The sequence below is a fragment of the Vibrio sp. 10N.222.55.C6 genome (assembly GCF_041473395.1).
In the GTDB taxonomy this organism is placed as follows: Bacteria; Pseudomonadota; Gammaproteobacteria; order Enterobacterales; family Vibrionaceae; genus Vibrio; species Vibrio crassostreae_C.
This window is the reverse complement of record NZ_JBFRSD010000044.1, coordinates 15,537-40,459: the sequence shown is the minus strand read 5'-3', so window position 1 is coordinate 40,459 and position 24,923 is coordinate 15,537. Positions and strand designations below refer to the sequence as shown.

Below are 24,923 nucleotides of genomic sequence, written 5' to 3'. Positions count from 1 at the left end.
ATTTTTACTTTAATTGGTATAACTTCCTTTTAAAATGGTCCCGAATGAAACTGAAGTACTGCAGTTTTAGGCTGGTGAAGTACTTTGATACAATGGAATGATTAACTCATTTATGTTGGTGCAGGGCCTGAACTGCTTGATTGTTTTCGTTGGCAACCGCTGCTTAAGGCGTACCGCCATACTCGATTGCGTTTGGCAACTGCGTCCTCGGTTTGATGCTCCTAGCTATGCCGAGCGATTAGAAAGCTTTGAATGGTGGCATTGGGATGATGAAACACTAGCAGAAATATTGCCACGATTCCAAAAAGATTGCGGTGAGTTTTTGGCTTACTTTGAGCAAGTCTAACCCCAATATATTTTAAGTCTGAAACTAAAAAAGCAGCCTAAGTGGCTGCTTTTTCGTTTAATAACTTTATAGCGGTTTAGCTGGCAAGCCGTTTAGTTCGCTAACTGATTAATTATAAAGCTTAGCCTCGACTTGCCCAAGTGCGCGTTGGTACATAAACCAAGCACATGTACCGGCAAGCACATTACCCACCATGGCACCCCAGAACAGGCCTTCAATACCAGCAAGCTGCGAACCAATCCACAAGCAAGGCAAGAAGAAGGCGAACAGGCGCAGTGCTGATATCGTTAAGGCAGTATAAGACTTACCAAGCGCATTCGAGATAGAAACCATCAGCATACAGATACCCAACGGCCCTAAACTGATAGGAACGATAAGTAAGTGGTAGTTCAAAATGGTCGAGACTTCGTCTTCGCTGGTCATGAGATTTGCCAACCCGCCAGAGAACATCCAAGTTACCAGTGCGATCACCAATTGGAATCCTAATACAAACATCACGGCAATCTTCACAAGACTACGTATGTTCCCTAGGTTCTTTTCTCCCAACATTCGGCCAATCATAGGTGGCATCGACATAGTCAGAGCAAGCACTGCAACAATCGAAAAGAACTCAAAACGTGAACCTAGCGCCCAAGCTGCAACGGCTGCTGTGCCGTAGCCTGCAAGCAGTTTGGTGGCGAGCATCGAAGAGACTGGTGGCAGTAGCTGACTGATCATCGCAGGCCCCATGATGTTTCCTATAGAACGAATACTCTTGCCGATATCAAGATCGTGCCAGTCGAATGTCATCCAATGCTTCTTAGTTACCTTAGGAGCAACGATAAAGATACCCGCACCGAACGCCAAGATGGTCGCAATCGCGGCTCCGTTGATGCCCATGTCGAGCGTGAATATGAAAATCGGGTCCAATATCAAGTTGATGATGCTGGTCGCGATCATCATCGAACCGGGCAGCATGGTATTACCATTGGCACGACACACACTGTAGAAAAAGTAGAGCAGTGCGCCTGTCCAAGAGCTTACCAGCCAATAGATCCAGTAATAATCAATGATCGGCAGTACCGTCGGTGGTGCATCGAGGAGTTGTAAAATAGGACCACGCAACAGATAGATGATGACCGAGAACAGCGCGACACTCACACTGCCCATCGCAACGACTAATCCGCCGAGCTGTTTGGCATAGCGTATCTCGTTAGCCCCAATAGCTCTCGCGATCACAGCCGTTGTCGCGATGCCTAGTCCGACTTGAATCCCGATAATGATCATCTGAATTGGTAGCGTGAAGCCTTGAACCGCGAGCGGCAGTACGCCTAACTGGCCAATAAAAGCACTGTCTACAAGTTGGAAGCTCATCAGGGAGAGCACCCCAAACAGCATTGGCCATGTCATTGTATAGAGTTGTCGGCCAAGAGAAGGCGAGGGAGTTGCGGTCGTAGAATTCATAACACTCTTATCAGTCTTGAAGGTAGGTTTGTCGTAGTGACAATCCACTCAATGAAGAATTGCGTAAAGGATAACGTAACGTTAGCTCGATACCAATAAATGTCATTAAATCTATCGATATTACCTTTGCACAGTTTCATCGGTATGTGAGCATTGTGCAATGCAACTTTATGCGTTCGCTTATTGAAATTTAAGGTGTCGTATCTTGTTTCTGAGTTTTATATTAGCGGATTGGGTCTAAAGGTTTTCCATTCGACTATTTCTAATGTTTCGCTTTATCCCGATAACTTGGTGGCGTGACTCCAACCCAACCTTTGAATGCACGATTGAAATTACTCAAGTCGCTGTAACCCACTTGCCAACTGATGTCTTGAACAGAAAGGTTGGTCTCTTCAAGTAGCTGTTTTGCTTTAGCTTCCCGAACTTGTTCTTTGGCTTGTTTAAAGAGAATGTTTTTGCTCTTCAGGTTTCTCTGCAGCGTTCGTTTTGTCATGCCGAGCATGGTCGCAAACCACTCAATATTGAACCAAGGTAGAGTCGCATAGGTGTCTATTAATATCTCGACAGCGTGATGCCAATCTTGGGTACTATTTCGTTCTGAAATGGCACGATAATCATCGGGCAGCGGAATCGAGAACGCACCGTATTGCTCTTCAAACTGAATATCAGAATCAAAGAAATGCTTAGGTAATTTACGTGCGCTGTTGTTCTTAGAGACCAACTTGGCGTGTGATGGTTGCCAGCGACTGTCAATGAACTTACGGCATAGGCTAATCACGGTCAGGGCGCGAAACCATTCTGCTTGTTCAAAACCTGAGGTCGATGGGTGATAGCAACTTCGATGACACAGCCACCACAATCCATCGCTTTTTTCCGTCCATATGGTGACGTGATTACTTAAGGTCGATATTTCAGTAATCAAGCAGCGTACCGCTTGCTCGAGAGAAGTGCATTGTTCAATTTTTCGGTCTAGCTCAGGTGACAATTGCTCTAGAGAGGCCTTACGTCCAACCTCAATCCCTATCGAATAGCCAAACTTACGCTCAAGGCCATGAATGAAGCGAATCACGTCTTGTGTAGGAAGCCATTGATTGGATTGTGTCAGTTCAATGGGTAGACCGCACGCAACGGCGACGGTGCGCCAATCCAGTCTATGTTTGTCACAATACTGAATATATGGAGCAATGTTACTGGTCGAAGTGAGCAGTATGCTGGTGGTGTTCGATGATGCTTTCATTGTTTTGTGCCTACCATTAAATGTCATCAAGTGACCTAATTAAGTGTAGCGCATCTCCCTATACTTTTCCTAACCCAAACAGGAGAACAATTATGAAACTTAAACACATTGCCGTTCTAGTATCGTTAGCGACCCCATCATCATTTGCTCTTGCAGCAAACCCAGTTGAAGAAGCTCTGAAAGTTGAAGGTGCTCAAGTTACCTTGACCGTGAAAGAGGCGAGCACAGCATTTACCCCAAGTTTTACTGACTCAGCTCGTGAGTTATTCAATAACTTTCATTGGCAGATGGGCGGCGACCACAGCGTTTACTACAACATGCACATGAGTGAGTTTCTACCAACGGCACTGGCGGCTCCAAACGAAGAGTACAAGCCTTTAGTCAAAAATATCGACCCACGACTCGCTGCACTGAAAGTTGATACTGAAAGCAAAGGTCAGTTGACAATGGATGAGTACTTGGCGGATGAACAGTTCCGTACCCAAGGCTTTATGTTGATTCACAAAGGGGAGATCGTTTACGAAGCTTACCCAGGTATGAAGCCGACAGATACGCACGTTTGGGCATCTACAGCAAAAACGACGGTTGGCACAGTGATCGCAATGTTAGTGGAAGAGGGCAAAGTCGACCCTGAAAAAGAGATCGCTGAGTATGTTTCTGAATTGAAAGGAACGAACTGGGATGGCATCACAGTACACCAAGTTCTGAACATGTCGACCGCGCTAGACAATGAAGAGACATTAGAGTCTATCTTGAACCCAGACTCTGATGTGGTGCGTTTCTTTGCGGCATCGTTTAACTCACCAAGAGCAAAAACGGGTGAGATGGAAACTTGGATGGAAGTGGCTCAAGGTGCACAGAAACTGGAAGGTGAAAAAGCCGGTGACCATTTCCGTTACGCATCTATCAACACCATGGTGCTGACTAAGTTAGTTGAAAACGTTGAGAACAAAACTTGGACTCAAGTATTCGAAGATCGTGTTTGGTCAAAAGTGCACGCACGTCAACCAATGCAATTCAACTTGACGCCAGATGGCATGGCGATCGCGGTTGGCTTGGTTTCATCAACGGTAGAAGACATGGCTCGCTGGGGAACACTATTTACACCTAGCTGGAAAGCGGTGGCTGATGAGCCAGTGGTGTCACAAGCTGTGATTGATCGTATCCGCAACGGCGGTGATCCAAAAGCATTCGTAGGTACTAGCAAAGAGAGCAGTTCACTGCACGCATACAACGAAAAAGCAGACTACAACGCATACCAATTTGATTTCATTTTCAATGACGGTGCAATGTCGAAAAGTGGCAACCTAGGCCAATTTATTTACATCGATCCTGCACGTGACTTTGTGGGTGTGATGTTCTCAACCAACCCATACCACTCAGGTTTTGGTGAGAATAAAGGCCCTGCACTAATGCGTTCGGCAGCAAAACTACTTGCTGACAAGTAATCTATTTATTACCTAACAGGATGTTCCAGGCTTCAAGGAGGAAGCAAACGACTTTCGAGAGATATAATGAAAAAGTTTGCTCTATTAATCCCGTTGAGTTTAGGTCTAGCCCTTCCTGCACATGCCGATTCAGATTCCGAACGTGTTATCGATCCTGCTGATGTCACTAAAGTTTATACTCAAGCTGCATTGATGCTGAATGGTAGTTCAGATATCCAATTTCAAGGGCAAGTTTCTGGCGGTTTAGAAAACGGTCAGCAGTTTGCCCTACTGGCCGAAGGGACGTTTGTCGATGAAAGCAACACAGCACTTCGCGATCCAGACAAATTCGGTACAGAGTACAGCAACTCTAGAATTCAGTACTTCCACGTCTTTGAAACGGGGACGAAAGCTACGCCTAAAGTGGGTCTTTCATTAGATTATATTAATACGCGCAACAGTATTAAAAATGACTTATTGTCGGTTGGCGGTGTTGTTGCGATTAACCCAGCTTATACCGGTGGATTCCTGGTATTTCCAAGAGCAGGACTGATGACTGGTAGTATGGAGATCCCTGGCGTCACTTCATCTAAAGATGATTTAACGGGATACTCGCTTGGTTTGATTACCGCGAAGCATCTCGGTGACTCTGGCGCTTATGTGTCTTTGGTTCCTGAGTGGCAAGATCTTTCTGGTGATGATATCGACATGCAAAACTTCTCATTTAAAACATCGTTAAATGTGCCGATGAACACTGCAAGAACTTGGTGGTTGAATACGCGCTATGACATTACCAAAGCGGATGTTGATGTGAAAGGTGTGTCAATGCCGAATGGTTGGCAAACCGAAGCTTGGGTTGGGGTGAGATACTACTTCTAGCGCTCTAGCCAGCTAATTTGCAAAGAACCTAAAAAAGCCAGTCAATGTGACTGGCTTTTGTCGTTTAGGTACTGCGTAAAACGTTACTTATTTATTAGCAACGTTACCTAGCTTCAACCACGTATCGATAACCGTATCCGGGTTTAGTGAAACAGAGCTGATGCCTTGCTCCATTAACCACTCTGCTAGGTCGTTATGGTCAGATGGGCCTTGGCCACAAATACCCACGTATTTACCCGCTTTGGTTGCCGCATCGATCGCCATTTTCAGCATTGCTTTCACGGCTGGGTTACGCTCATCGAAGAGGTGTGCCACATCGCCTGAATCTCGGTCGAGGCCAAGTGTCAGTTGCGTCATGTCGTTTGAGCCGATAGAGAAGCCATCGAAGTACTTCAAGAACTCATCAGCCAAGATTGCGTTCGATGGTAGCTCACACATCATGATCACTTTCAGACCTTGGTCGCCACGGCGAAGGTCGAATTTAGCCAGAATGTCGATAACCGATGCCGCTTCGCTTGGAGTACGAACGAATGGGATCATGATTTCAACGTTCTTAAGGCCCATTTCGTTGCGAACGCGTTTGATCGCTTGAGTTTCTAGCTCGAAACAGTCTTCGAATACTGGTGAGATGTAACGAGATGCACCACGGAAGCCCAGCATTGGGTTCTCTTCATGCGGTTCAAACGTTTTACCGCCGACTAGGTTGCTGTACTCGTTCGACTTAAAGTCAGACATACGTACGATCACACGCTTAGGCCAGAATGCAGAAGCGATAGTCGCGATGCCTTCTGTTAATTTGCTTACGTAGAAATCGATAGGATCTTTGTAGCCACGAATACGTTCGTTGATTTCCGCTTTTAGCTCATCCGTTTGTGCATCGAAGTTAAGCAGCGCTTTAGGGTGAATACCGATCATCTTGTTGATGATGAATTCTAGACGAGCAAGGCCAACACCTTCGTTCGGGATTTGTGCAAAGTCGAAGGCACGATCTGGGTTACCCACGTTCATCATTACTTTGGTTGGTAGCATTGGTAGCTCATCAACCTCAGAACGTTTGATTTCAAAATCGAGTTCGCCGTTGTAAACGTAGCCTGTTTCGCCTTCTGAACATGACACTGTCACGGTATCGCCATCGTTTAGGCTGCTTGTTGCTGTACCACAACCAACAATCGCTGGGATACCAAGCTCGCGAGCAATGATCGCAGCGTGACAGGTACGGCCGCCACGATTAGTCACAATCGCAGACGCTTTCTTCATCACAGGTTCCCAGTCTGGGTCTGTCATGTCAGTTACCAGTACGTCGCCTTCTTGAACTAGTGACATTTGGTCTAGAGAATCAACCAAGCGAACAGGGCCAGAACCGATACGTTGACCGATAGCACGGCCTTCAACCAAGACATCAGCCTTGTTGTTTAGCTCGTAACGCTCGATAACGTTTTGGTCGCTTTGAGAACATACGGTTTCTGGGCGAGCCTGAACGATGTAAAGCTTGCCGTCGATGCCATCTTTCGCCCACTCAATGTCCATCGGACGTTGGTAGTGCTTCTCGATGATCATCGCTTGTTTCGCTAGTTCTTTGATCTCTTCATCGTTCAGTGAGAACTCGTTACGCTCTTGAGTGTCGGTGTCGATGATATCGACTTGCTTGCCGATTTCTTGATTGGTCGAGTAGATCATCTTGATCAACTTAGAACCAAACGTCTTTTTAACGATTGGGTAGTGACCCGCTTCTAACATTGGCTTGTGAACGTAGAACTCGTCTGGGTTCACTGCGCCCTGTACAACCATTTCACCCAAGCCCCAAGAAGAGGTGATGAATACCACTTGGTCGAAGCCAGACTCAGTATCAAGCGTGAACATCACACCTGAAGAGGCTTTGTCTGAGCGAACCATGCGCTGGATACCCGCAGACAATGAAATGCCACGGTGGTCAAAGCCTTGGTGTACACGGTAAGAGATAGCGCGGTCGTTAAACAGTGACGCGTAAACGTGCTTGGTTGCTTCGAGTACCGCGTCGATGCCTTTCACGTTAAGGAAGGTTTCTTGCTGGCCTGCGAAAGAAGCATCTGGAAGATCTTCTGCGGTTGCCGATGAACGAACCGCTACAGACAATTCTTCGTTGTCTTCAATTAGCTCACGGTAGTTCTCACGGATGTCTTGCTCTAGTGATTCTGGGAAGGGTGCATCTAGAACCCATTGTCGAATCGTTGCACCTGTCTTACGCAGGGCGTCAACGTCTTCAACATCAAGTTCATCAAGTAGTTGGTGAATGCGCTCATCAAGACCTTTGTAATCAAGAAAGTCGTTAAACGCATAAGAGGTGGTAGCAAAACCATTAGGTACAGAAACACCAGCATTGGACAGGTTAGAAACCATCTCGCCCAGTGAGGCGTTCTTACCGCCGACTTTGTCGACATCTTCCATGGATAGGCCATTGAACCATAGGGTATTATTTTGCATTTATTTCTCCAGAAACATAGCAAGCATTGTAGGGATTTAAAGGCAAACGATTACGTATCAGTTTAAAAAAATGTAAATTATTTTCTAAAGCTGTGGGGGACGTAATAGTCAGCAGGGTTTTATTATCTATATTATGGTTACCATCCTACTCAAAATAATTTTAAACATTAAATAAAAAATGCAAATTGATATTCAAAGTCGTGATGTATTCTATGTTTCTGATGGAACGGCCATAACATGTGAGACTTTAGGGCATGTTGTTCTAGGTCAATTCCCTTTTAAAGCCAATGAAAAAACCTTTCCGTTTGTGGAAAGTGAGGACAAACTTTCTGATTTATTAAAAGAGATTGAAATTTCGTATCGTGATACCGGATTAGAACCGCTAGTGTTCTTTTCGATTGTGATACCTGATATCAAAACCAAATTGCTAGAAGCGCCCGCGCACTGTTATGACGTGTTAGAGAGCATCGTGCAGAAAGTACAGGATGACATTCAGATGGCGCCTGTTCCTAAGTTGCAGCGCTCACGCAGTGTAAACAAGGACTCGGTGAAGTATTTCGATCGTATTGCTGCGATTGAGTACACGCTCGCGCATGATGATGGCATCACGCTAAAAGGGCTGGAAGAAGCCGACATCATCTTGTTGGGTGTTTCTCGAAGTGGCAAAACACCAACAAGTTTGTATATGGCGATGCAGTTTGGCTTACGCGTAGCAAACTACCCATTTATCCACGATGACTTGGCACGCTTAAAGCTGTTGCCAGAGTTTGAGATCTACCGACATAAGCTGTTTGGTTTGACCATTGATGCAGAAAGGCTCACTGAAATTCGTGAGAACCGCTTAGCAGGCAGCGAATACGCCAGTGACTCACAATGTTTGTATGAATTGCAAACGGTAGAGGCGATGTTCCGTCGAGAAGCGATACCTTACATCAACACCTCTTCACTATCGGTTGAAGAAATTTCGACACGAATCTTGGAGCGAACAGGTTTGAGAAGGCGTCTGCTGTAAGACAAAGCCTTAGATAAATAGAATGGCCAGATATAAGAAAATCGAAGCTCGCAGTTTACACCTGAGAGCTTCGATTTTTTGTTTGTGCTCGTTGTAGTCGCTTGCGAGTCAGAGCTTGTTTTCTTAATCAGAGCTTGCTTTCTTAATTGAGATAGCTTTCTAGCGAAGTAAAGACAGCTTTAGCGTTTCACTTTTCTTTTCTAACCAGCGTTCAAGTGCTGGTGGCCAACTGATGCTTGGTTCTACGCAAAAGCCACGAAGCATCGAGAAATACACCGCTTGATCGACTAGAGGCAGTGATGACTCACCATTCTCTAGATCCAGTAAGAGTTCGGCATCTTTCAGTAATGGGTTAATCAGTTGAACGAACTGAGGCGTCTTTTCTAACAGTTCTTCAAAGTTAAAACCTTCGGTCTCTTTACTGGCACGCCAAGCTTCTTTGGCTCCAGCAGAGCGATATTCAGCCAAGTCGAGGTTCCACCAACGTGGGCGTCCAATCTGTTGAGTAAGAGGGAATGCGCGAGTTTGGAACACAGTCACTTGCTCAGATGGCACACGCTGCTCATCGCTTGATTTCAAGTCCATGAAGTACGCGATGATATCTAGGCTCTCTGCCATGATAGAGCCATCGTCTTTTTGTAAGACGGGTACCATCTTTTTACCGATCAGATCGATAAGGGTTTGGGCATCATCATAATCGACAGAAACAAGCTCAATGTTCAAGCCTAGCGATTGAGCAATGTAGGAGACTCTTGCACAGAAAGGGCAGTGATCGTAAATGTAAAGCTTCATAGCTTCCCTCATTCGGGTCATTCTTAGTATAAGATGATGCTAATGTACCAGAAACTTTCGCAGACAATAAGCCTTTGTTAACAAGAACTATTCACTGCGATTAAGTGCACGGGAATATCAAGAGAACGATGAGAATAAGCACCTAGTGTAGAAACTCGTTGCCTAATTCTATTGTCAGTTGAGTGCGGTTTTATTGTAACGAGTAAGCTAATGAGAAAGCTGGTGGGTAAATGACGGGCATAAAAAAGGCTCTGGCTGCTTACTCTAATGCAGAAGAGTGAAGTCAGCCAAAGCCTCAATTTTGTTACCTTTAGTAGAGTGACTACTAAAAGGGCAGAGTGGTTAAACTATGCTTTTTTAAGATCTTGCGCTGGGTAAGTAAGCGTCATTGCGCCTTCTACCGTTGTAACGTGAACGTAGCCGCCACCAGCACTTAGGCCAGTTACTACCATTTCACCTAGTTCAACACCTTTTGTTGCTACAACGCGATCATCAACTGAAAACACTTTACACACCTTCAATAAATTAAATAAATACGATAGATATCGAACGCGGATTAAAACAGATGGGACCTCAATCAACTAATCCGGTTATTTGTCGTAAAGATTAAATTTAGTTATGTATAAATAATTATGTATTAAAAATCAGTTTGTTAACTTACGCTGTGACGTTATTTATCCGCTGGATACACTACACCAACTTGTTGGCGCATCTCTGTAATTAACTTCGCAACCGTTAAAGCGCGCAGTTGGGCCTGCGCTTGTGTTGCGTTGTCGCCAGCAATGCAGCTAGCAAAGGCCTGCGCTTCGTAACTCATGGAGTTTTCGCTTTGTGCTTGAGTAAGGTTTTCTACCGTGCCATCGCGGTAGCGGATCTTAACGTCAGTACATTCAGCGATGTGATCGATGATGATCGCCCCTAATTCACCTTGGATCTCGCTTGGCGCATAAGAGTCGCTGACTTTGGAGTGCGCAAGGGTCACATCAAACTCAGGGTATTGGAAGATCGCACAGCCATGAGCATCGACACCTGAATCAAGTAGCTTTGCAGAAGCCTGTGCGTTTTCAGGTTTGCCAAATAGCGCGACTGTCGCGGCAACACAGTAAAAGCCAATATCGACCAATGAGCCGTTAGAAAAAGCTGGGTTGAAGGTATTTGGGTTCTCGCCGTTTAGGTATTTTTGGTAGCGCGATGAATACTGGCAGTAGTTGATGTGTGCTTTATGTACCTTGCCAATCTTTTCTAACCCAAGTTGAACTTGCTTAAAGTTCGGTAGGAATTGAGATTTATACGCCTCAAACAGCACCACACCGTTTTTCTCAGCGACTTCGAACATGCGTGTTGCTTCATCAATATTTGATGCAACCGGCTTTTCACAGATAACATGCTTGCCGTGTTCCATCATGAAGATAGATTGCTCGCAATGCAGTGAGTTAGGGGAAGCGATGTACACGGCTTCTACAGTGTTGTCATTGGCCAATGCGTCGAGTGAGTCATACGTGGTTTCAACGTCAAATTCTTGGGCGAACTGTGCCGCGCTGTCTAGATTTCGAGAGTAAACCGCAGCAAGTTGCATCGATTGAGATTCGTGCGCAGCTTGAACAAACTTTTGTGTAATCCAATTGGTTCCAATTACAGCAAACTTAATCATATAGGTATCCAGTCGTTAGTCGTCGTTAGTATATTGATTCTGCAGAGATAGTAGCACTCAACGGCTGGCAATGTGCCTGAGATTTACGGAACAATTTCCCTAAACATAGTGCCTAATATTAATGTTCAGCCTTCACAGAGCGTCTGAGTTGACCAGTGTAACGGTGCACAACTAAGCCATTTTTGCTAAGGTGTTATTGAATTCAAACAAGGTGATGATATGCAAATCCGGACGGCCAAGGTAACTGATATTAACGCGATCTTAGCGCTCTCTGAGCAGATAAACCGTCAACATCATCTTGGTGCGCCTATGGTATTTGCACCAGCGTCACAAGGCTTGGCCGACAGTGAAGAGTATTGGTTAGGTTTGATGCTTGACCCACTTGGCGCTTTCTTGGTTGCAGTAGACGACAAGCAAGTCGTTGGCTTTTTAGCGGGTAAGGTAACGCAGAACAAAGGCGTCAGTTTTATTCAGCCGCACAAGGTGGCAAGGGTCAATACGATTGTGGTGAACGATCAGGTTCAGAGCAAAGGTGCTGGTCGAGCGTTAATGAAGTCTTTTAATCAATGGGCGCAGGCGAGAGGAGCGATAGAACTTAGGTTGGAGGTAATGGAGTTTAACCAACAAGCTCAGGGTTTCTATGAGTCGTTAGGAATGGAAACTCAGTCACGAACCATGTCCATGCGTTTTGAGGAGATCTAAAGGTGCGTCTGTTTCTGCCTTTATCACTGTGTTTACTGTTTGTGGCTTCGAACGCGAATGCTGAGCAAGTCGTGGTCGAGAAAATAGTCTCTGACGCGACCGCTATCGAAACCATCGTATTCGAGTCTGCACCGGCTCATTCTCAACGTGTCTCAACGTCTTCATCTAACTCAACCTCTTCCACGAGCTCAAACTCCGAGCATGTGATTATTGTGGATGATGTTCTTAACAGTAGCCCTGATGAAAAGGTAGCTCAGTTTTCTCAAGGGTCATCGAAACGTCCACCTCAAAGTTCCTCTCGACAGTTTTACAACGTACCGGATAGCGTATCTGAGATAGATTCGCTGTCGCAAGTGGTTACGTTAGTTAAAGTCGATAAATCGAAACGTAGGATGTATCTGCTAAAAGGTGAAGAGGTGATTCAGGAGTTTCGTATTGCGCTAGGCAAACAACCGAAAGGGCATAAACGCTTTGAAGGGGACAACCGAACGCCGGAAGGGGAATACCAGCTCGATTATGTGATGGAAGAGTCGGACTTTTATCGCTCAGTACATATTAACTATCCGCAACCTTCGGATATGCAATGGGCAGAGCAAAATGATGTAGATCCTGGAGGAAACATCAAAATCCATGGCATCAAAAACGGCGAGCGTCGTTCGCCGAGCTTTATTCAAAGTTTTGATTGGACGGATGGCTGTATCGCGTTAACCAATCAAGATATGGATGAGTTTCTCCAACTTGTAAAAATGGGTACCCCTATCCATATCGAATGGTAGTCATTGGTACCCAGTTTTCTTAATCACTTTCCGCAGTCAATTAGCGCAATCAATTCGCGAAACCAATTCATAAAAGCAACGTCCAAAATTAAACGCTAAAGCCGTTACAGTAAGACTCGACCTGCACTGAATATTGCAATCACAATCAGCAATGCAATGGTGACTGGCTTAAACTTCGCTCCACCAAATCTTTCGAACAGTTTAGAACCCACATAACCGCCAAACATGCTGCTTGGTAGAAGCGCGAGAGTCAGCCAAACTACATCGCGGTCGACTAACCCAGCGATAGATGCCGAAACAAACGCAGTGGAATCAGCCAATACAAAGAAGGCTATCAGGCCTGCTCTGGCAATGTGCGGAGCGACTGGGCTTGCTAATGCATGAGTGCCAATTGGAGGTCCTGACATCGAAGCCGCGCCGTTCATTACACCTGCAAGGCTGCCTAGAATATAGGGAGCAAATCTAGGTTCGCTTTTGTACTGGAAACCTTTGTAGATCATAAGTGCAGACGCAAAAATGAAGGCACTGATGATCAAGATGATCGTGTCTTGGCTAACGGATTTAAGCAGAAGTAAGCCGACTGGTGTGAAGGCAAAACAAGGGATAAATACCTTTAAAACCCAGCGCCAGTTAACATGCTTTCGAACTTTAGGCAGTAATTGAACATTGCCTAGGAGATCGATCAACATGAAGACGGGAACCAGTTCGATAACAGGCTCGAATAACGCACTTAATGGCAATGCCACTAAGGTGAAACCGAAACCTGAGAAGCCACGAACAATAGCGGCGAAAATGAAGATTGCACCCAAAATTGGGAAGGTTGGACTAAAAATGAGATCCATAAATTAAGTAACCAATGAAGCTGTCTGTATAGAGCGAGCTAATGAAACCAAGTGAGTAGCGGAATGTACTCCTACTCACTTGTGTTTTCTACCTAATTTTAAGGTTTCCCGAGAGTTAATTTTAAAGTCTCTCGGGGTTGTTTTTGCGGTATTTGTTTGGTCAATTTATAGAGGTAAATTGATTCGGGAAATCAGTGAATACGGCATCTACTTTTGAGATGAATTTGAAGTGAGACGGATCGTTTACTGTGTAGCACCAAGTTTGAATGTTTGCTTCACTCAGTGTATCAAGATCGCTCTGATTCATATGCTCGTAGTTCATGTGACAGCTGAACACTTTAACCTCGTCAATCAACATCAAGTCGGCTTGAGTCAGTTGCTCGGTGATCAGACCTACGCGGTATCTCGGCAGGTGACGAGCCATTTCAGAAACGACTTGATGGCTGAAACTTGAAAGCAGCACTCTGTCGGTGTCTAGATTTGAACGAATCAACTCGGTATGCAGCAAATCAACGACATGAGGCGCTTGATGTCGACTGTCGACTTTGATCTCTAAATTCACGCTGAGATCATGCTGTTCAGCAAGCGCGAGCAACTCTTCCAACGTCAATATTCTTTCACCAGCGAACTGCTCAGACTTCCAACTGCCAAAATCGAGCTGACGCAGTTCTGCAAGGGTGTGTTCGTCGACACGACCCTTGCCATCGCTGCAGCGCTCAAGGGTGTGGTCGTGACAAACCACAAGTTGATCATCCTGAGTTGGCTGAATATCTACTTCAATCCATTTCAAGCCGAGTTTAGCGGCTTGTTCAATGCTTGCTTTGGTATTTTCTGGGTGAGTACCTGCTACACCCCGATGGCCTACGATGATAGACGACATAATTAATCCTTCTTAAAGACGCACCGTAAAAACGCATTAAATATCAGTGTACTCGATTAAGCGAGAGCCGTCGTTATGCTTGTCGTCTCTTCGCGTGACTCTTGTGAAGTAAAGTTATTCGGCTGAATACGCTTCCCACGACTGTCAAAAATATGCAGGTTGGATTTATTAATGCTTACTCCGAGCGGCAGTACTTGGCATAGTGTCGTTTCTGGCGTGACGGCGATAAAGGGTTGGTCGTTCACCAGGCCATGAACCAATTGATTCGGCCCCAATGGCTCAACCACACTGATACGCAGTTCGAGAGGCAAGGTGTTCATTTTTAATTCGGAACAAACCTCAGAGTGTTCAGGGCGAATGCCAAGCGTGATAGTCGCGTTCTTAACGTGCGCGTACTCTGGCAGGTACATTTGTTGATCACCGATTTCAAGATAGCCATCATCGAGCGTGGCAGTTAGGAAGTTCATCGCGGGGCTGCCAATAAAGCTTGCCACAAAGGTACTGGCAGGCTGGTGGTAAACTTCTCTTGGTGTGCCGACTTGTTCTATCTGACCTTTGTTGAGAACCACGATTCTATCTGCCAGTGTCATGGCTTCGACTTGGTCATGAGTCACGTAAATACTGGTTACGCCTAGCTCGCGTTGTAGCTTTTTGATTTCTAACCTCATGTGAGCGCGCAATGAGGCATCTAGGTTAGACAAAGGCTCGTCAAACAGGAACAGTTGAGGGTCGCGTACAATCGCTCGTCCCATAGCAACGCGCTGGCGCTGACCACCCGAAAGCTTGGCTGGCTTGCGATCTAGGTATTCTTCGATCTTTAGTGTCTTGGCGACTTTCTCAATCTTCTCTTCAATTACGTGTTGGCTGACACCTCGGTTCTTTAAACCATAAGCGAGGTTTTTGTATACCGTCATGTGAGGGTAGAGTGCGTAATTTTGAAAGACCATTGCGATATCTCGTTGAGCTGGCTTTTCGTTATCAACACGGCGGCCACTTAAGTGAATCTCTCCGCCAGAGATACTTTCCAGCCCCGCTATTGAACGTAGGATAGAAGACTTGCCGCAACCCGATGGGCCAACCAACACAAGAAATTCACCCTTTTCGATATCAAGCGAGACATCTTTCACTGCACGATGACCGTTCTCATAAGTCTTTACCAAGTTTTTGATGCCTAACATGGTAGGTGCTTTGTGCGTATGGTTGTGAGTGGCTTGGGTGTGCCCTAACGTTTGTTTTAACTTTGGCATCGGGGTGTCCTCTGTATTTTTGTGGATAGCTTGGTGAGAATGCAGGTGAGACATCTTGTACTCAGCGAGTGATTGAATGCGGTTATCGTTCATTTGATTTTTGTCGTTATTATTTTTCACTTTCTACTAGCCCTTTTACAAACCAACGTTGAAATACAACCACCACTAAAACGGGTGGCAACATAGCTAAAATCACCATGGCAAAAACATAGTCGTAGCGCGGTAAACTGGTTTCATTGATGTTGTTGAGTACTTGTTTGATGCCCATCACGATGGTGTTGTAGCCTTCGTCCGTGGTCATCATGATTGGCCACAGATATTGGTTCCAACCCACCACAAACATGATGATGAAGATTGCGGCAATCATGGTTTTAGACAGTGGCAATAAGATGTCGACAAAGAATCGAAATGGACCTGCGTTATCTAGCTGAGCGGCTTCTAACAATTCATCGGGGATGGTTTTGAAGAACTGCCTAAAAAAGAACGTCGCGGTGGCTGAGGCGATCAAAGGCAGAATTAAACCTGTGTAGCTATTAAGAAGCCCAAGCCCAGCGACAACCTCATAGGAAGGGATAATGCGCACTTCTAATGGCAGCAAAAGCGTCACGAAGATCAACCAGAACCAAGCTGTAGCATAAGGCAGTCTGAAGTAGACCAAAGCATACGCGGCCATCATCGAAATGATGATCTTACCGATCGCAAAACCTAGCCCCATGATCATCGAGTTGGCGATCATTTTGCTGGCGGTGACTTCGCCACTGAAGCCCATGCTTTTGTTCCAAGCTTCGCTATAAATGGCCGTAAAGTTATCGCCTGGCAGCCATTGCAGGCCCTCGCTGACAATGGTGTTCGGGTTATGCGTCGAGCTGGCGAAGATTAGCCAGATAGGGACCAACATGAACAGCATCCCAGCAATTAGAATTAGGTGGTCATAGACCTTATTACTTTTCATAAATAACTCCTGTCGCGTTAAAACCTAGCTGTGGTGGGCTAGTAGTGAACACGCTTTTCTACAACGCGAAACTGGATAAATGTAAGAGTGAGTACCAGTAGCAACAACACAACTGACTGCGCAGAGCTGCCGCCTAAATCTGCGCCAACAAACCCGTCTCGATACACCTTGTACACCAACGACGTTGTGCCGCCACCTGGGCCGCCATTGGTCATGGTGTCGATCACGCCAAAGGTTTCAAAGAACGAGTAGGTGAGGTTGATGACCAGAAGAAAGAAGCCTGTAGGTGCGAGTAGCGGGAAAGTAATGGTCCAGAAACGTTTTGAGTCGCTGACGCAATCGAGCATCGCCGCTTCTTTTACGGCGTAAGAGATCGATTGAAGCCCAGCCAGAAAGTAGATGAAATTCACCGAAACCTGTTTCCAAACCGAAACCAAAATCAGAGCAAACGTGGCATCTAAAGGGTCGGTTTGGAAGCTAAAGTCCCAGCCTATAACCGCAAATATCTCGGTAAACACGCCAATGTGTGGGTTAAACAAGAAAGCACCGATTACGCCTGCAATCGCAGGAGCAACCGCGTAAACCCAAGTAAGAGTGACCTTGTAAGCGCCTTGTCCGTGAATGATGTTGTCGGCTTTAACCGCGAGCAGCAGCGCTAAGGCAAGCGATAAGAAAGAGACCACGATTGCGAACATTAATGTGAAGCCAATCGAGTTCAGATACTCGCTCGATTCGAATAGCATCTGATAGTTTTCGAACCACACGAAGATGGAAGAGGTGCCCCAAGGGTCTTCTAGCATGAAGGACAGGTAAACTGCCTTTGCCGCTGGGTAGATAAAGAAAACCGCAATGATGAGTATCTGAGGCGCCAAAAATAGGTAAGGCAGCGGAGAGTGAAAGAATTGCTGACGTCGTTCCACAGGGTAATCCCCAAAAATTAGTGACTGTTATCACTGTTAGTTACGGTGAGCACTAGCGCTATAGCAAAGGAATGCATCCAGTTGAGTTGTAGTTTTTGGAGCAAGAAATGGCGCTAGTGAAGAATCTCCTCACACCTTGCCATTACGTTTTTAATGACGCAGTGACAAGTGGTGAGGAGCAATGAACGGCTTTGGTTTATTAAGCCTTTAGCTCAGTAATCTGCTTTGGTTAAAAAGCCAAATTAGTTCATCGTACGAGCGAAGCGTTTCAGCAGTTTGCTGCTCTCATCTTCGACTTTATCTAGGCTGTTCTCGACGCTAGAGCGGTCGGCGAAGATATTGTCGAATTCACGATGCATCACTTCACGAATTTGAGGGTAGTAACCTAAGCGGTAACCTTTAGTCCATTCGCCCGATTTTAGGCTTAGCTGCTTAACGCCCACTTCTGCATCTGGTTGTTCGTTGTAGTAGCCAGACTCTTTCGCTAGCTCATAGGCAGCCGTTGTTACAGGTACATAACCAGTGGTTTTGTGCCAGTAGACTTGAGTTTCAGGCTTCGTCAGGTAATCAAAGAACGCTGCTACACCTTTGTCTTGCTGTTGGTCATGGCCATTGAGTGCAAACAGAGCAGCACCGCCAATGAAGGTTAAGCCTGCGTCTGGGTTAACCGATTTCCAGTATGGAAGGTATGTGGTGCCGAGTTCGAAAGGTACGCGATTACGTAAGCCACCGAATGAGCCTGAAGAACCCATCCACATCGCCACTTCTTGGCGCTCGAAAGGGGTTTGGTTTGCATCCCAGTCGCTGCCGTAATACTTGTAGTAACCTAGATCTGACCACTCTTTCATCTTGCTAACGTGCATCATCATGTCTTTGGTGTTGAACATGATCTTAGTGGACAAGCCATCGTAGCCGTTGTTTTGATCTGCGACTGGCAGGTTGTGGCGAGACTTAAAGTTCTCGAACATGATCCACGGCGTCAGAGATTGAGAAAACGCGATGTGTCCTTCAGCCTTCAGTTTCTTAGCGACCACTTCTAGTTCTTCATAAGTTTTAGGCGCGTCTGCACCCACTTCCGCGAGAAGATCTTTGTTGTAGTAAAGAACCGGTGTCGAACTGTTGAAAGGCATACCAACCATCTTGCCTTGGTTGTCGGCATAGAAGTTACGAACGCCCGCTAGGTAGTCGTTTGAATTAAAGTTGTAACCCGACTCAACCAGAATATCCTGTACCGGTTTCGCGACGTCTTTCGCGTTCATGATGGTTGATGCGCCTGCATCGAAGACTTGCAGAATATTGGGTGCTTCACCTGCTCGGTATGCCGCGATACCGGCTGTTAAGGTCTCTGTGTATGAACCTTTGTAGATTGGCGTGATCTCGTAATCATCTTGTGACGCATTAAAGTCGGTCGCAATCTTATTGACGGTTTCTCCAAGCTGGCCGCCCATTGCGTGCCACCAAGTGACTTGAGTCGTTGCGAACGCTGGCATTGCCGCTGTCGCAGAAAGAACGCCTGCCAAAATTAGCTTATTCATCTTCTTTTCCTTTTGGATGAAATCGATGTAGAGGTATTGAATTAGAGTATTAACGAGACGGTAGGGGTGTCGTTTGAAGCTATCTTGAACAGGCCATATTTCACTTACGTGGCTAAACCGTTTCACTGATATGAAAGATTCGTTTCGATTTTATTTAAGAGTAAAGTTATTGATGGTTTTGATGTTGAACATGTTCGGTTTTTAAGACGTTTTATTGAACAACTGTTGTTCAATAAAAAAGCCTCTCGAAGGAGAGGCTTTGAATAAGCTAGAGCTTGTTATAATCGGCTTTGTTCTAGTGTGCGATATCGAGTTGGTTGTCTTTCACGCCGTTAATACGGAACCAACCTGCAATACTGAATCGCTCTGTGTTTGTCGGCAGTACCTCGTGTGGGAACTGTTCAGATAAGAACACAAATAAGCGGCCTGACTTTGGTGGAATGGTCGCGATGTGGTTGTCTTTTAGGTCGTAAACCACAAGTTCACCAGCGTCTTCTTCTGTCCACTCATCATTCATATAGAACACAGTGGTCAGGCGGCGGTTTTCATTGCCCTTGAAACAGTCTAAGTGCTTCTGGTAGAAGTCGCCTTTTTCGTATTTAGCAAAGTGCGCTTCGTACTCGAACAGACCCAAAAAGAACGCTTGGTTTGCCGCTAAACGAATTTGTTCCATTTTGTCTAGGAACAGAGATGCTGGCTGACCCATATCGCGGCGCACCCATTGAATCTTGTCACTACGAATGGTCGACTCTCGCGTTACTTCATCGTTACGGCCAATCCTAGCCTTTTTCCAGTTCTCTGGAATGCAATCCCTCAATGCCACCACTTCTTCTTGAGTTAAGAAGTCATCCCAAACGAAATAACCTTGGGTAGAAAGAGCATCGATTAATTGGTTCATGTATAGCACTCAGACAATAAATTAGAGGCGCATATATAGTCCTAATAACTTAGGTCAACAAATCACGTATTTTGTCGTCACGATAAAAGAGCGGAAGAGCATGGTACTTTGATGTGATTTTATAGTTAACAAATTTGTTACAAATAAATGTGAGTTTGCTATGGTGTAGGTCTGACCAGTTGAATTATCACAAGGAGTGGGTTTGCAGCTGCATACCATTAAAGGTTACATCCAAGACATGTACTTGGTGGAGTATCCGGACAAATTACTGTTGCTCGATGGCGCATGTCGAGCCGATATTCCGCATTTGAAGGCTTTTATTGAAACCGAACTTATGCGTGATTTTTCTGATCTCCACACGGTTGTGGTGACACACATGCATCCTGACCATGCAGGGGCAGCGCACAAGCTCAGAAAGCTCACGAGCTGTAACTTGGTGGCAGCAAACCGAGACAAAGATTGGTATCACGGCATCGATGGCATTTTGATGCACCTGACCGACTTAGCGCTTGCTAGGTGGATGGCGAACCGCTTAGGCAAGCCTAAAGCAAACCTATGGTATTCAAGAAAGTTAAAGCCGGACTACAAGCTGTCTGATGGGGATAGTATTCCAGGGTTTGATGATTGGTTGGTTCTTGAAACACCGGGCCATACCGACCGTGATCTCTCGGTCTATTGCCCATCACACAGCGTGGCTTATGTGGCCGATTTAATGGTCGAGGTTAAGAAGAAGCTGATTCCGCCGTTTCCTATCTTTCACCCTAATAAGTATCGAGCGTCTGTATCGCGCATTTATGACATGCAGCTCGATACCTTGCTGGTGGCGCATGGTGGGCAAGTCGATTTCAGTCAGAAGGCTTTTGAACACCTGTTGATGAGTGCCCCAAGAAGGCCTGTTACACATTGGCGAGTGACGAAAATCAAAACCAAGAAATTACTTTTATCGATTGGGCGATTTGGTTTTCAATCTCATGGTAAATCGAAGAAATAGATCAGAAGCTTGAATGCAAAGTCGTGTATTCAGAGCTGAAAGTAGAAATAGAAAAATAGATAGCAATAAGGCCAGTCATGAGACTGGCCTTATATCGTTGTGAGTAGCTTTAGTTATAACCTGTGGAGCGGTTACGATGACTCGGATTAGTGAGTCAGCAGGAATTCACCCGCAGGGTCAACAATCACTTTGTCACTCATGCCTTGACGTCCAAGCAACATCATGTAAGTCATGTCTTGACGGTTGCTTAGCGTGATATCGATCGGCCATTGTTGGCCACCGATTCTTAGCATGGTTTCAATCACGCAACGGTGTTCAACTTCGCCGTTAGATGATTTAATTTTCTTACTTGTTTTCAGTTTCGCCTTGCAGCGCACCGTCTCTTCTAGGTGATAAACGTCTGGGTGAAGGTCGAACTCTACGAATTTCTCACCATTTGATTTAACACATAGTAGATTGTCTACGTGTAGAGAAGAGGTTTTAGCCCCTGTATCAACACGTGTATGTAGTCCAGTTATCCCTAACTCTGGTAAGCAAAGTGCTTCGGTATTCCCTATGATCATTTTATTGTTCATTTTCTTTCCAATCATGAGTTATCGGTATTCAATCAGCCCTTGCCACGAGTACGGTTAGCGTTTGGTTTTGCATTCTTCTCGATGAATTCGAAAATCATGTCTGCTACATCTTTACCCGTTGCTTTCTCGATGCCTTCTAGGCCTGGAGAAGAGTTTACTTCCATTATTACTGGGCCGTTCTTAGATTGTAGGATATCTACACCACATAGGTTTAATCCCATGATTTTCGCTGCATTGATTGCTGTTGCGCGCTCTTCTTTGGTTAGTTTAACCAGCTGAGCAGTGCCGCCACGGTGCAGGTTAGAGCGGAATTCACCTTCACCAGCTTGACGCTTCATTGCAGCAATTACTTTGTTGCCAACAACAAAACAACGGATGTCTGCGCCATTTGCTTCTTCAATGAACTCTTGAACCAAGATGTTCGCTTTTAGGCCCATGAACGCTTCGATAACGCTTTCTGCTGCTTTGTTTGTTTCTGCTAGTACAACGCCGATACCTTGAGTGCCTTCAAGAAGCTTGATCACAAGTGGCGCGCCGCCTACGTTTTTGATCAGGTCTTGAATCTTGTCTGGGCGGCTAGCGAAACCTGTTTTTGGTAAGCCAATACCTTTACGAGACAACAGTTGTAGTGAGCGCAGTTTGTCGCGAGAGCGACTGATTGCTACTGACTCATTGATACAAAAAGTGCCCATCATTTCAAATTGGCGAACAACCGCAGTTCCGTAAAAGGTAATGGAAGCGCCAATACGTGGAATAACAGCATCGTATTGAGGTAGCTCTTCACCCATGTAGCGAATCTTCGGATTGTTACTCGCGATATCTATATCACAGTGCAACGTGTCGATAACATCGACCTGATGACCACGTGCTTCTCCAGCCTGCTTTAGACGAGCGGTAGAGTATAGATTTTCGTTGCGAGAAAGAATTGCGATACGCATGGCGTTTCCTTAGTTAATACCTGATTGGTAACTGCAAATAAATTAGTTGTTAGCTGAGCTTTCAGTTTTTTCTGAGGCTCCTTGCTTGCTTCGGGGCGAACCTTAAGGCTTTTCGTTCAACTAAGAAAACGAATTAAATTTGTCGAGTCGACAACGGAAATTTATCGATTGTGTGAGCTATTGGTACAGCAGGCTTGAGAGGGGAATTGGAATGGAAAAGCGAGTTGAGACCTAACTCATATTGGGGGTAGGAGCATATTAGGTTGTACCCAACTCGCGTTTACTCGGTGCTAAAAAGTGTACTAATAACGCCAGTTACATAGATCTAAAAGTGTTCGTAGTGCTTCTCTTTCGAGCTTACTGCAGGTGCTTTTTAGCTTGTTAAGATAGTATTTTCTCATGGTCATTACTCTCTCTGGTTAGGCTTTATTTACAACCTATGGTTTGTTGCTGACCCGTTCATTATGGATAATTAAGAGGAACTAAAAAACAGATGGTATTTTTATTGGTTGTTCCTGTTTTGGTCGCATTACACTACTTTTTGATGAATGTGTTTTATAATGAGCTTAATTAGGAAGAGCTATCTTTAAAAGGTTCACTATTTGTCTGATCTAAACATGATGCGTTACTACACGCGGCTAGAATCATTCGAGCCAAACATTTCTCATTCAGTCACCCTAGCCGAAGTAGCGGATATGCTGTTTACAAGCTTGCGTCACGCTCGAACTTTACTTGGTAAGATGCATCAAGCTGAATGGGTGGTGTGGGAGCCAAAAGTCGGTAGGAATCAACGTTCAAATTTGACTTTGCGCTTTAGTAATCAACAACTGACTCAACACGTTGCCGGTAAACTGATAGAGCAGGGTAAGTACGAAAAAGCGCTCTCACTTTTAGACAATGACCGCGCTGTATTTGGTTCTCTCCTTCAAGAAACCTCTGGCGCGACGATGCGTGAAGGATTGCTGCACGTTCAATTGACCTATAAGCGTAAGTTTGAAGACCTGTTCCCACATCATATTCACCGCAGTAGCGAACGCTTTTTGATCAGGCAAGTGTTCAGTTGCTTAGTCACTTGTAATGGTAAGGGCGAGTTGAAGCCTGAACTGGCACACCATTGGGAATATGATGCTGAAAAATTAGTTTGGACTTTCTATTTGCGCCCCGGCCTAACCTTTCACGATGGGCAACCCGTCGACGCCAAGCAACTCGTTTCGTTGTTTTCAGCCTTGCAACCCCTACCTTTCTATCAGATAGAGTTAGCCCATGTCGCTTCGGTTTACAGTGAACAGCCATTGAGGATCAGCTTTCAACTCACCAAAGCAGATACGGGCTTTGCTGGCTTATTGGCTGGCGTTAAGTATTCGATTCAACCTGCTGCGCAAGTCACACGAGAGCCATCGCCATTAAATTCGGTCTCTCATGCTGTGATTGGAACCGGCCCCTTCAAAGTGGTTGAGACCAATAATGAACGAATCAAGCTTGCCGCATTTGAACACTATTATGGTTGCCGCTCGTTAACCGATGAGGTGACTATCTGGCAGTTTGAGGAATCAATGACGGGCACTGCTCGTTTCGATGACAGCCAAATGCACGTATCGCCTTATGGAAATTCTTCTTGTTTCCATCAATTAGGGAAAAGCGATGCGGAACTTGTTTCAGCAGACACAGACGGCCTTCGTAGCCGAGTCGAGGATGGATGCTTGTTTATCCTGTTCAATCAGAACTCAGCGGCTAACCCACTAAATAATGAGCAGCGCAAATACCTTTCACAACTGACCAACCCACAAGCGATTTTGTCACAGTTGGAACATAACAAGGGCCTGTTTAGTGTCTCTTTAGCTCAAAATATACTGCCAAGTTGGCAGAAATTGTATCGAACGCCTTCGAAAGAGACACAACTTCCGAAAAAGATGAGTATAGCGGTTTACGATTATTATGCGTTGTATCGATGTGCGATTTGCGTATCTGACATACTCAAACGATATGGTGTGGAAGTTGAGGTGAACACCTACAGTTTTCGAGAATTGGCTCAGTTATCTCAGAGTGGCGAGTTAAAGGAGGACTTGGTGCTGTGTAACTTGAACCTCGATGACAATGCTCCGTCTTCGCTGTTCTCGTGGATGATGAACGATCCTGTTTTGCACTCTGCTTTAGGAGAGATGAACAGCGATTGGCTCAAGCAGCGCTTGGATAGTCATAAAGCATCCGTGGAACTGCCTAATTACTTGGCAGAGTTGGAGCCTGTTGCATCGACGTTGATTTCTGATTATTGGCTAGTGCCTATGTTCCATCACCTACAAACCGTGCGTTTTCAAGGGATTCTTAAAAACGTAGCCATCACCAACTGGGGATGGCCAGATTTCAAGAATGTATGGTCTGCTGATTAACCTTTCTGACTAGCTAAATAACTAAGTTAACTC

General features: G+C 45.4%; 23 protein-coding genes. 8 read left to right on the top strand and 15 right to left on the bottom strand.

What is annotated here, in order from left to right; translation table 11 throughout:
* The first annotated feature begins 112 nt into the window (after positions 1 to 112).
* Complete coding sequence (locus AB4486_RS21280; RefSeq protein ID WP_372118540.1) at positions 113 to 346, top strand: phosphonate metabolism protein; 234 nt, start codon at positions 113 to 115, stop codon at positions 344 to 346.
* A 108-nt stretch (positions 347 to 454) separates the two neighbouring features.
* Here AB4486_RS21280 and AB4486_RS21275 read toward each other — a convergent pair whose 3' ends face one another.
* Together AB4486_RS21275 and AB4486_RS21270 are read right to left on the bottom strand one after the other, a co-directional pair.
* Positions 455 to 1,789 (bottom strand): MATE family efflux transporter, encoded by a 1,335-nt coding sequence (locus AB4486_RS21275; protein ID WP_372118537.1) that lies wholly within the window; start codon positions 1,787 to 1,789, stop codon positions 455 to 457.
* Positions 1,790 to 2,051: 262 nt separating this feature from the next.
* A complete protein-coding gene (locus tag AB4486_RS21270) occupies positions 2,052 to 3,026 on the bottom strand; it encodes an AraC family transcriptional regulator (RefSeq protein ID WP_017071579.1) in 975 nt (324 codons plus the stop codon).
* A 92-nt stretch (positions 3,027 to 3,118) separates the two neighbouring features.
* Between AB4486_RS21270 and AB4486_RS21265 the strand changes: the two genes are divergently transcribed.
* Positions 3,119 to 4,474: a serine hydrolase gene (locus AB4486_RS21265; RefSeq protein WP_017060556.1), complete on the top strand. Its 1,356-nt coding sequence runs from the start codon at positions 3,119 to 3,121 to the stop codon at positions 4,472 to 4,474.
* A 66-nt stretch (positions 4,475 to 4,540) separates the two neighbouring features.
* Complete coding sequence (locus tag AB4486_RS21260; protein ID WP_017064910.1) at positions 4,541 to 5,332, top strand: hypothetical protein; 792 nt, start codon at positions 4,541 to 4,543, stop codon at positions 5,330 to 5,332.
* An 87-nt stretch (positions 5,333 to 5,419) separates the two neighbouring features.
* Here AB4486_RS21260 and ppsA read toward each other — a convergent pair whose 3' ends face one another.
* On the bottom strand, positions 5,420 to 7,792 hold the full coding sequence (gene ppsA, locus AB4486_RS21255) for a phosphoenolpyruvate synthase (RefSeq protein WP_372118535.1): 2,373 nt from the start codon (positions 7,790 to 7,792) through the stop codon (positions 5,420 to 5,422).
* Between the two features lie 178 nt (positions 7,793 to 7,970).
* Between ppsA and AB4486_RS21250 the strand changes: the two genes are divergently transcribed.
* Positions 7,971 to 8,804 carry a pyruvate, water dikinase regulatory protein gene (locus tag AB4486_RS21250; protein ID WP_017060559.1) on the top strand — a complete coding sequence of 278 codons (834 nt, stop codon included), beginning with the start codon at positions 7,971 to 7,973 and terminating at the stop codon, positions 8,802 to 8,804.
* A 159-nt stretch (positions 8,805 to 8,963) separates the two neighbouring features.
* Here AB4486_RS21250 and grxB read toward each other — a convergent pair whose 3' ends face one another.
* The 3 genes from grxB to AB4486_RS21235 all read right to left on the bottom strand — a co-directional run bounded on the left by grxB (position 8,964) and on the right by AB4486_RS21235 (position 11,247).
* Complete coding sequence (gene grxB / locus AB4486_RS21245) at positions 8,964 to 9,596, bottom strand: glutaredoxin 2 (RefSeq protein ID WP_372118533.1); 633 nt, start codon at positions 9,594 to 9,596, stop codon at positions 8,964 to 8,966.
* Between the two features lie 347 nt (positions 9,597 to 9,943).
* Positions 9,944 to 10,102 (bottom strand): hypothetical protein, encoded by a 159-nt coding sequence (locus AB4486_RS21240; protein ID WP_004733064.1) that lies wholly within the window; start codon positions 10,100 to 10,102, stop codon positions 9,944 to 9,946.
* A 164-nt stretch (positions 10,103 to 10,266) separates the two neighbouring features.
* Positions 10,267 to 11,247, bottom strand: coding sequence for a Gfo/Idh/MocA family protein (locus AB4486_RS21235; protein WP_017060561.1), 981 nt, complete (start codon positions 11,245 to 11,247; stop codon positions 10,267 to 10,269).
* Positions 11,248 to 11,466: 219 nt separating this feature from the next.
* Here AB4486_RS21235 and AB4486_RS21230 point away from each other — a divergent pair, with 219 nt between their 5' ends.
* Positions 11,467 to 11,949, top strand: a complete 483-nt coding sequence (locus tag AB4486_RS21230) for a GNAT family N-acetyltransferase (protein ID WP_017064907.1) — start codon at positions 11,467 to 11,469, stop codon at positions 11,947 to 11,949.
* A gap of 2 nt (positions 11,950 to 11,951) precedes the next feature.
* Positions 11,952 to 12,725, top strand: a complete 774-nt coding sequence (locus AB4486_RS21225; protein WP_372118530.1) for a murein L,D-transpeptidase family protein — start codon at positions 11,952 to 11,954, stop codon at positions 12,723 to 12,725.
* Between the two features lie 104 nt (positions 12,726 to 12,829).
* Here the strand turns inward: AB4486_RS21225 and AB4486_RS21220 are convergent, their stop codons facing one another.
* The 7 genes from AB4486_RS21220 to AB4486_RS21190 form a co-directional block, all read right to left on the bottom strand.
* A complete protein-coding gene (locus AB4486_RS21220) occupies positions 12,830 to 13,567 on the bottom strand; it encodes a sulfite exporter TauE/SafE family protein (RefSeq protein WP_050645840.1) in 738 nt (245 codons plus the stop codon).
* A 160-nt stretch (positions 13,568 to 13,727) separates the two neighbouring features.
* Complete coding sequence (locus tag AB4486_RS21215) at positions 13,728 to 14,447, bottom strand: glycerophosphodiester phosphodiesterase family protein (RefSeq protein ID WP_372118526.1); 720 nt, start codon at positions 14,445 to 14,447, stop codon at positions 13,728 to 13,730.
* A 56-nt stretch (positions 14,448 to 14,503) separates the two neighbouring features.
* Positions 14,504 to 15,814: a sn-glycerol-3-phosphate ABC transporter ATP-binding protein UgpC gene (gene ugpC / locus AB4486_RS21210; protein WP_102398603.1), complete on the bottom strand. Its 1,311-nt coding sequence runs from the start codon at positions 15,812 to 15,814 to the stop codon at positions 14,504 to 14,506.
* On the bottom strand, positions 15,804 to 16,646 hold the full coding sequence (gene ugpE, locus AB4486_RS21205) for a sn-glycerol-3-phosphate ABC transporter permease UgpE (RefSeq protein WP_372118524.1): 843 nt from the start codon (positions 16,644 to 16,646) through the stop codon (positions 15,804 to 15,806). Before ugpE ends, ugpC begins: the two co-directional genes overlap by 11 nt.
* A gap of 38 nt (positions 16,647 to 16,684) precedes the next feature.
* On the bottom strand, positions 16,685 to 17,566 hold the full coding sequence (locus AB4486_RS21200) for an ABC transporter permease subunit (RefSeq protein WP_017071586.1): 882 nt from the start codon (positions 17,564 to 17,566) through the stop codon (positions 16,685 to 16,687).
* Positions 17,567 to 17,808: 242 nt separating this feature from the next.
* Positions 17,809 to 19,101 carry an extracellular solute-binding protein gene (locus AB4486_RS21195; protein ID WP_372118521.1) on the bottom strand — a complete coding sequence of 431 codons (1,293 nt, stop codon included), beginning with the start codon at positions 19,099 to 19,101 and terminating at the stop codon, positions 17,809 to 17,811.
* Between the two features lie 295 nt (positions 19,102 to 19,396).
* A complete protein-coding gene (locus tag AB4486_RS21190) occupies positions 19,397 to 19,999 on the bottom strand; it encodes a 2OG-Fe(II) oxygenase (RefSeq protein ID WP_017071587.1) in 603 nt (200 codons plus the stop codon).
* Between the two features lie 202 nt (positions 20,000 to 20,201).
* Here AB4486_RS21190 and AB4486_RS21185 point away from each other — a divergent pair, with 202 nt between their 5' ends.
* Positions 20,202 to 20,990, top strand: coding sequence for an MBL fold metallo-hydrolase (locus AB4486_RS21185; protein WP_104216066.1), 789 nt, complete (start codon positions 20,202 to 20,204; stop codon positions 20,988 to 20,990).
* 146 nt (positions 20,991 to 21,136) lie between these two features.
* On the opposite strand, the gene AB4486_RS21180 is transcribed toward AB4486_RS21185, so the two are convergent.
* Positions 21,137 to 21,565, bottom strand: a complete 429-nt coding sequence (locus AB4486_RS21180; protein WP_004740039.1) for a RimK/LysX family protein — start codon at positions 21,563 to 21,565, stop codon at positions 21,137 to 21,139.
* A gap of 32 nt (positions 21,566 to 21,597) precedes the next feature.
* Positions 21,598 to 22,503 (bottom strand): 30S ribosomal protein S6--L-glutamate ligase, encoded by a 906-nt coding sequence (gene rimK, locus AB4486_RS21175; RefSeq protein ID WP_372058078.1) that lies wholly within the window; start codon positions 22,501 to 22,503, stop codon positions 21,598 to 21,600.
* A 602-nt stretch (positions 22,504 to 23,105) separates the two neighbouring features.
* Here rimK and AB4486_RS21170 point away from each other — a divergent pair.
* Positions 23,106 to 24,890 (top strand): SgrR family transcriptional regulator, encoded by a 1,785-nt coding sequence (locus AB4486_RS21170; protein WP_372118517.1) that lies wholly within the window; start codon positions 23,106 to 23,108, stop codon positions 24,888 to 24,890.
* The last annotated feature ends 33 nt before the right edge of the window (positions 24,891 to 24,923 follow it).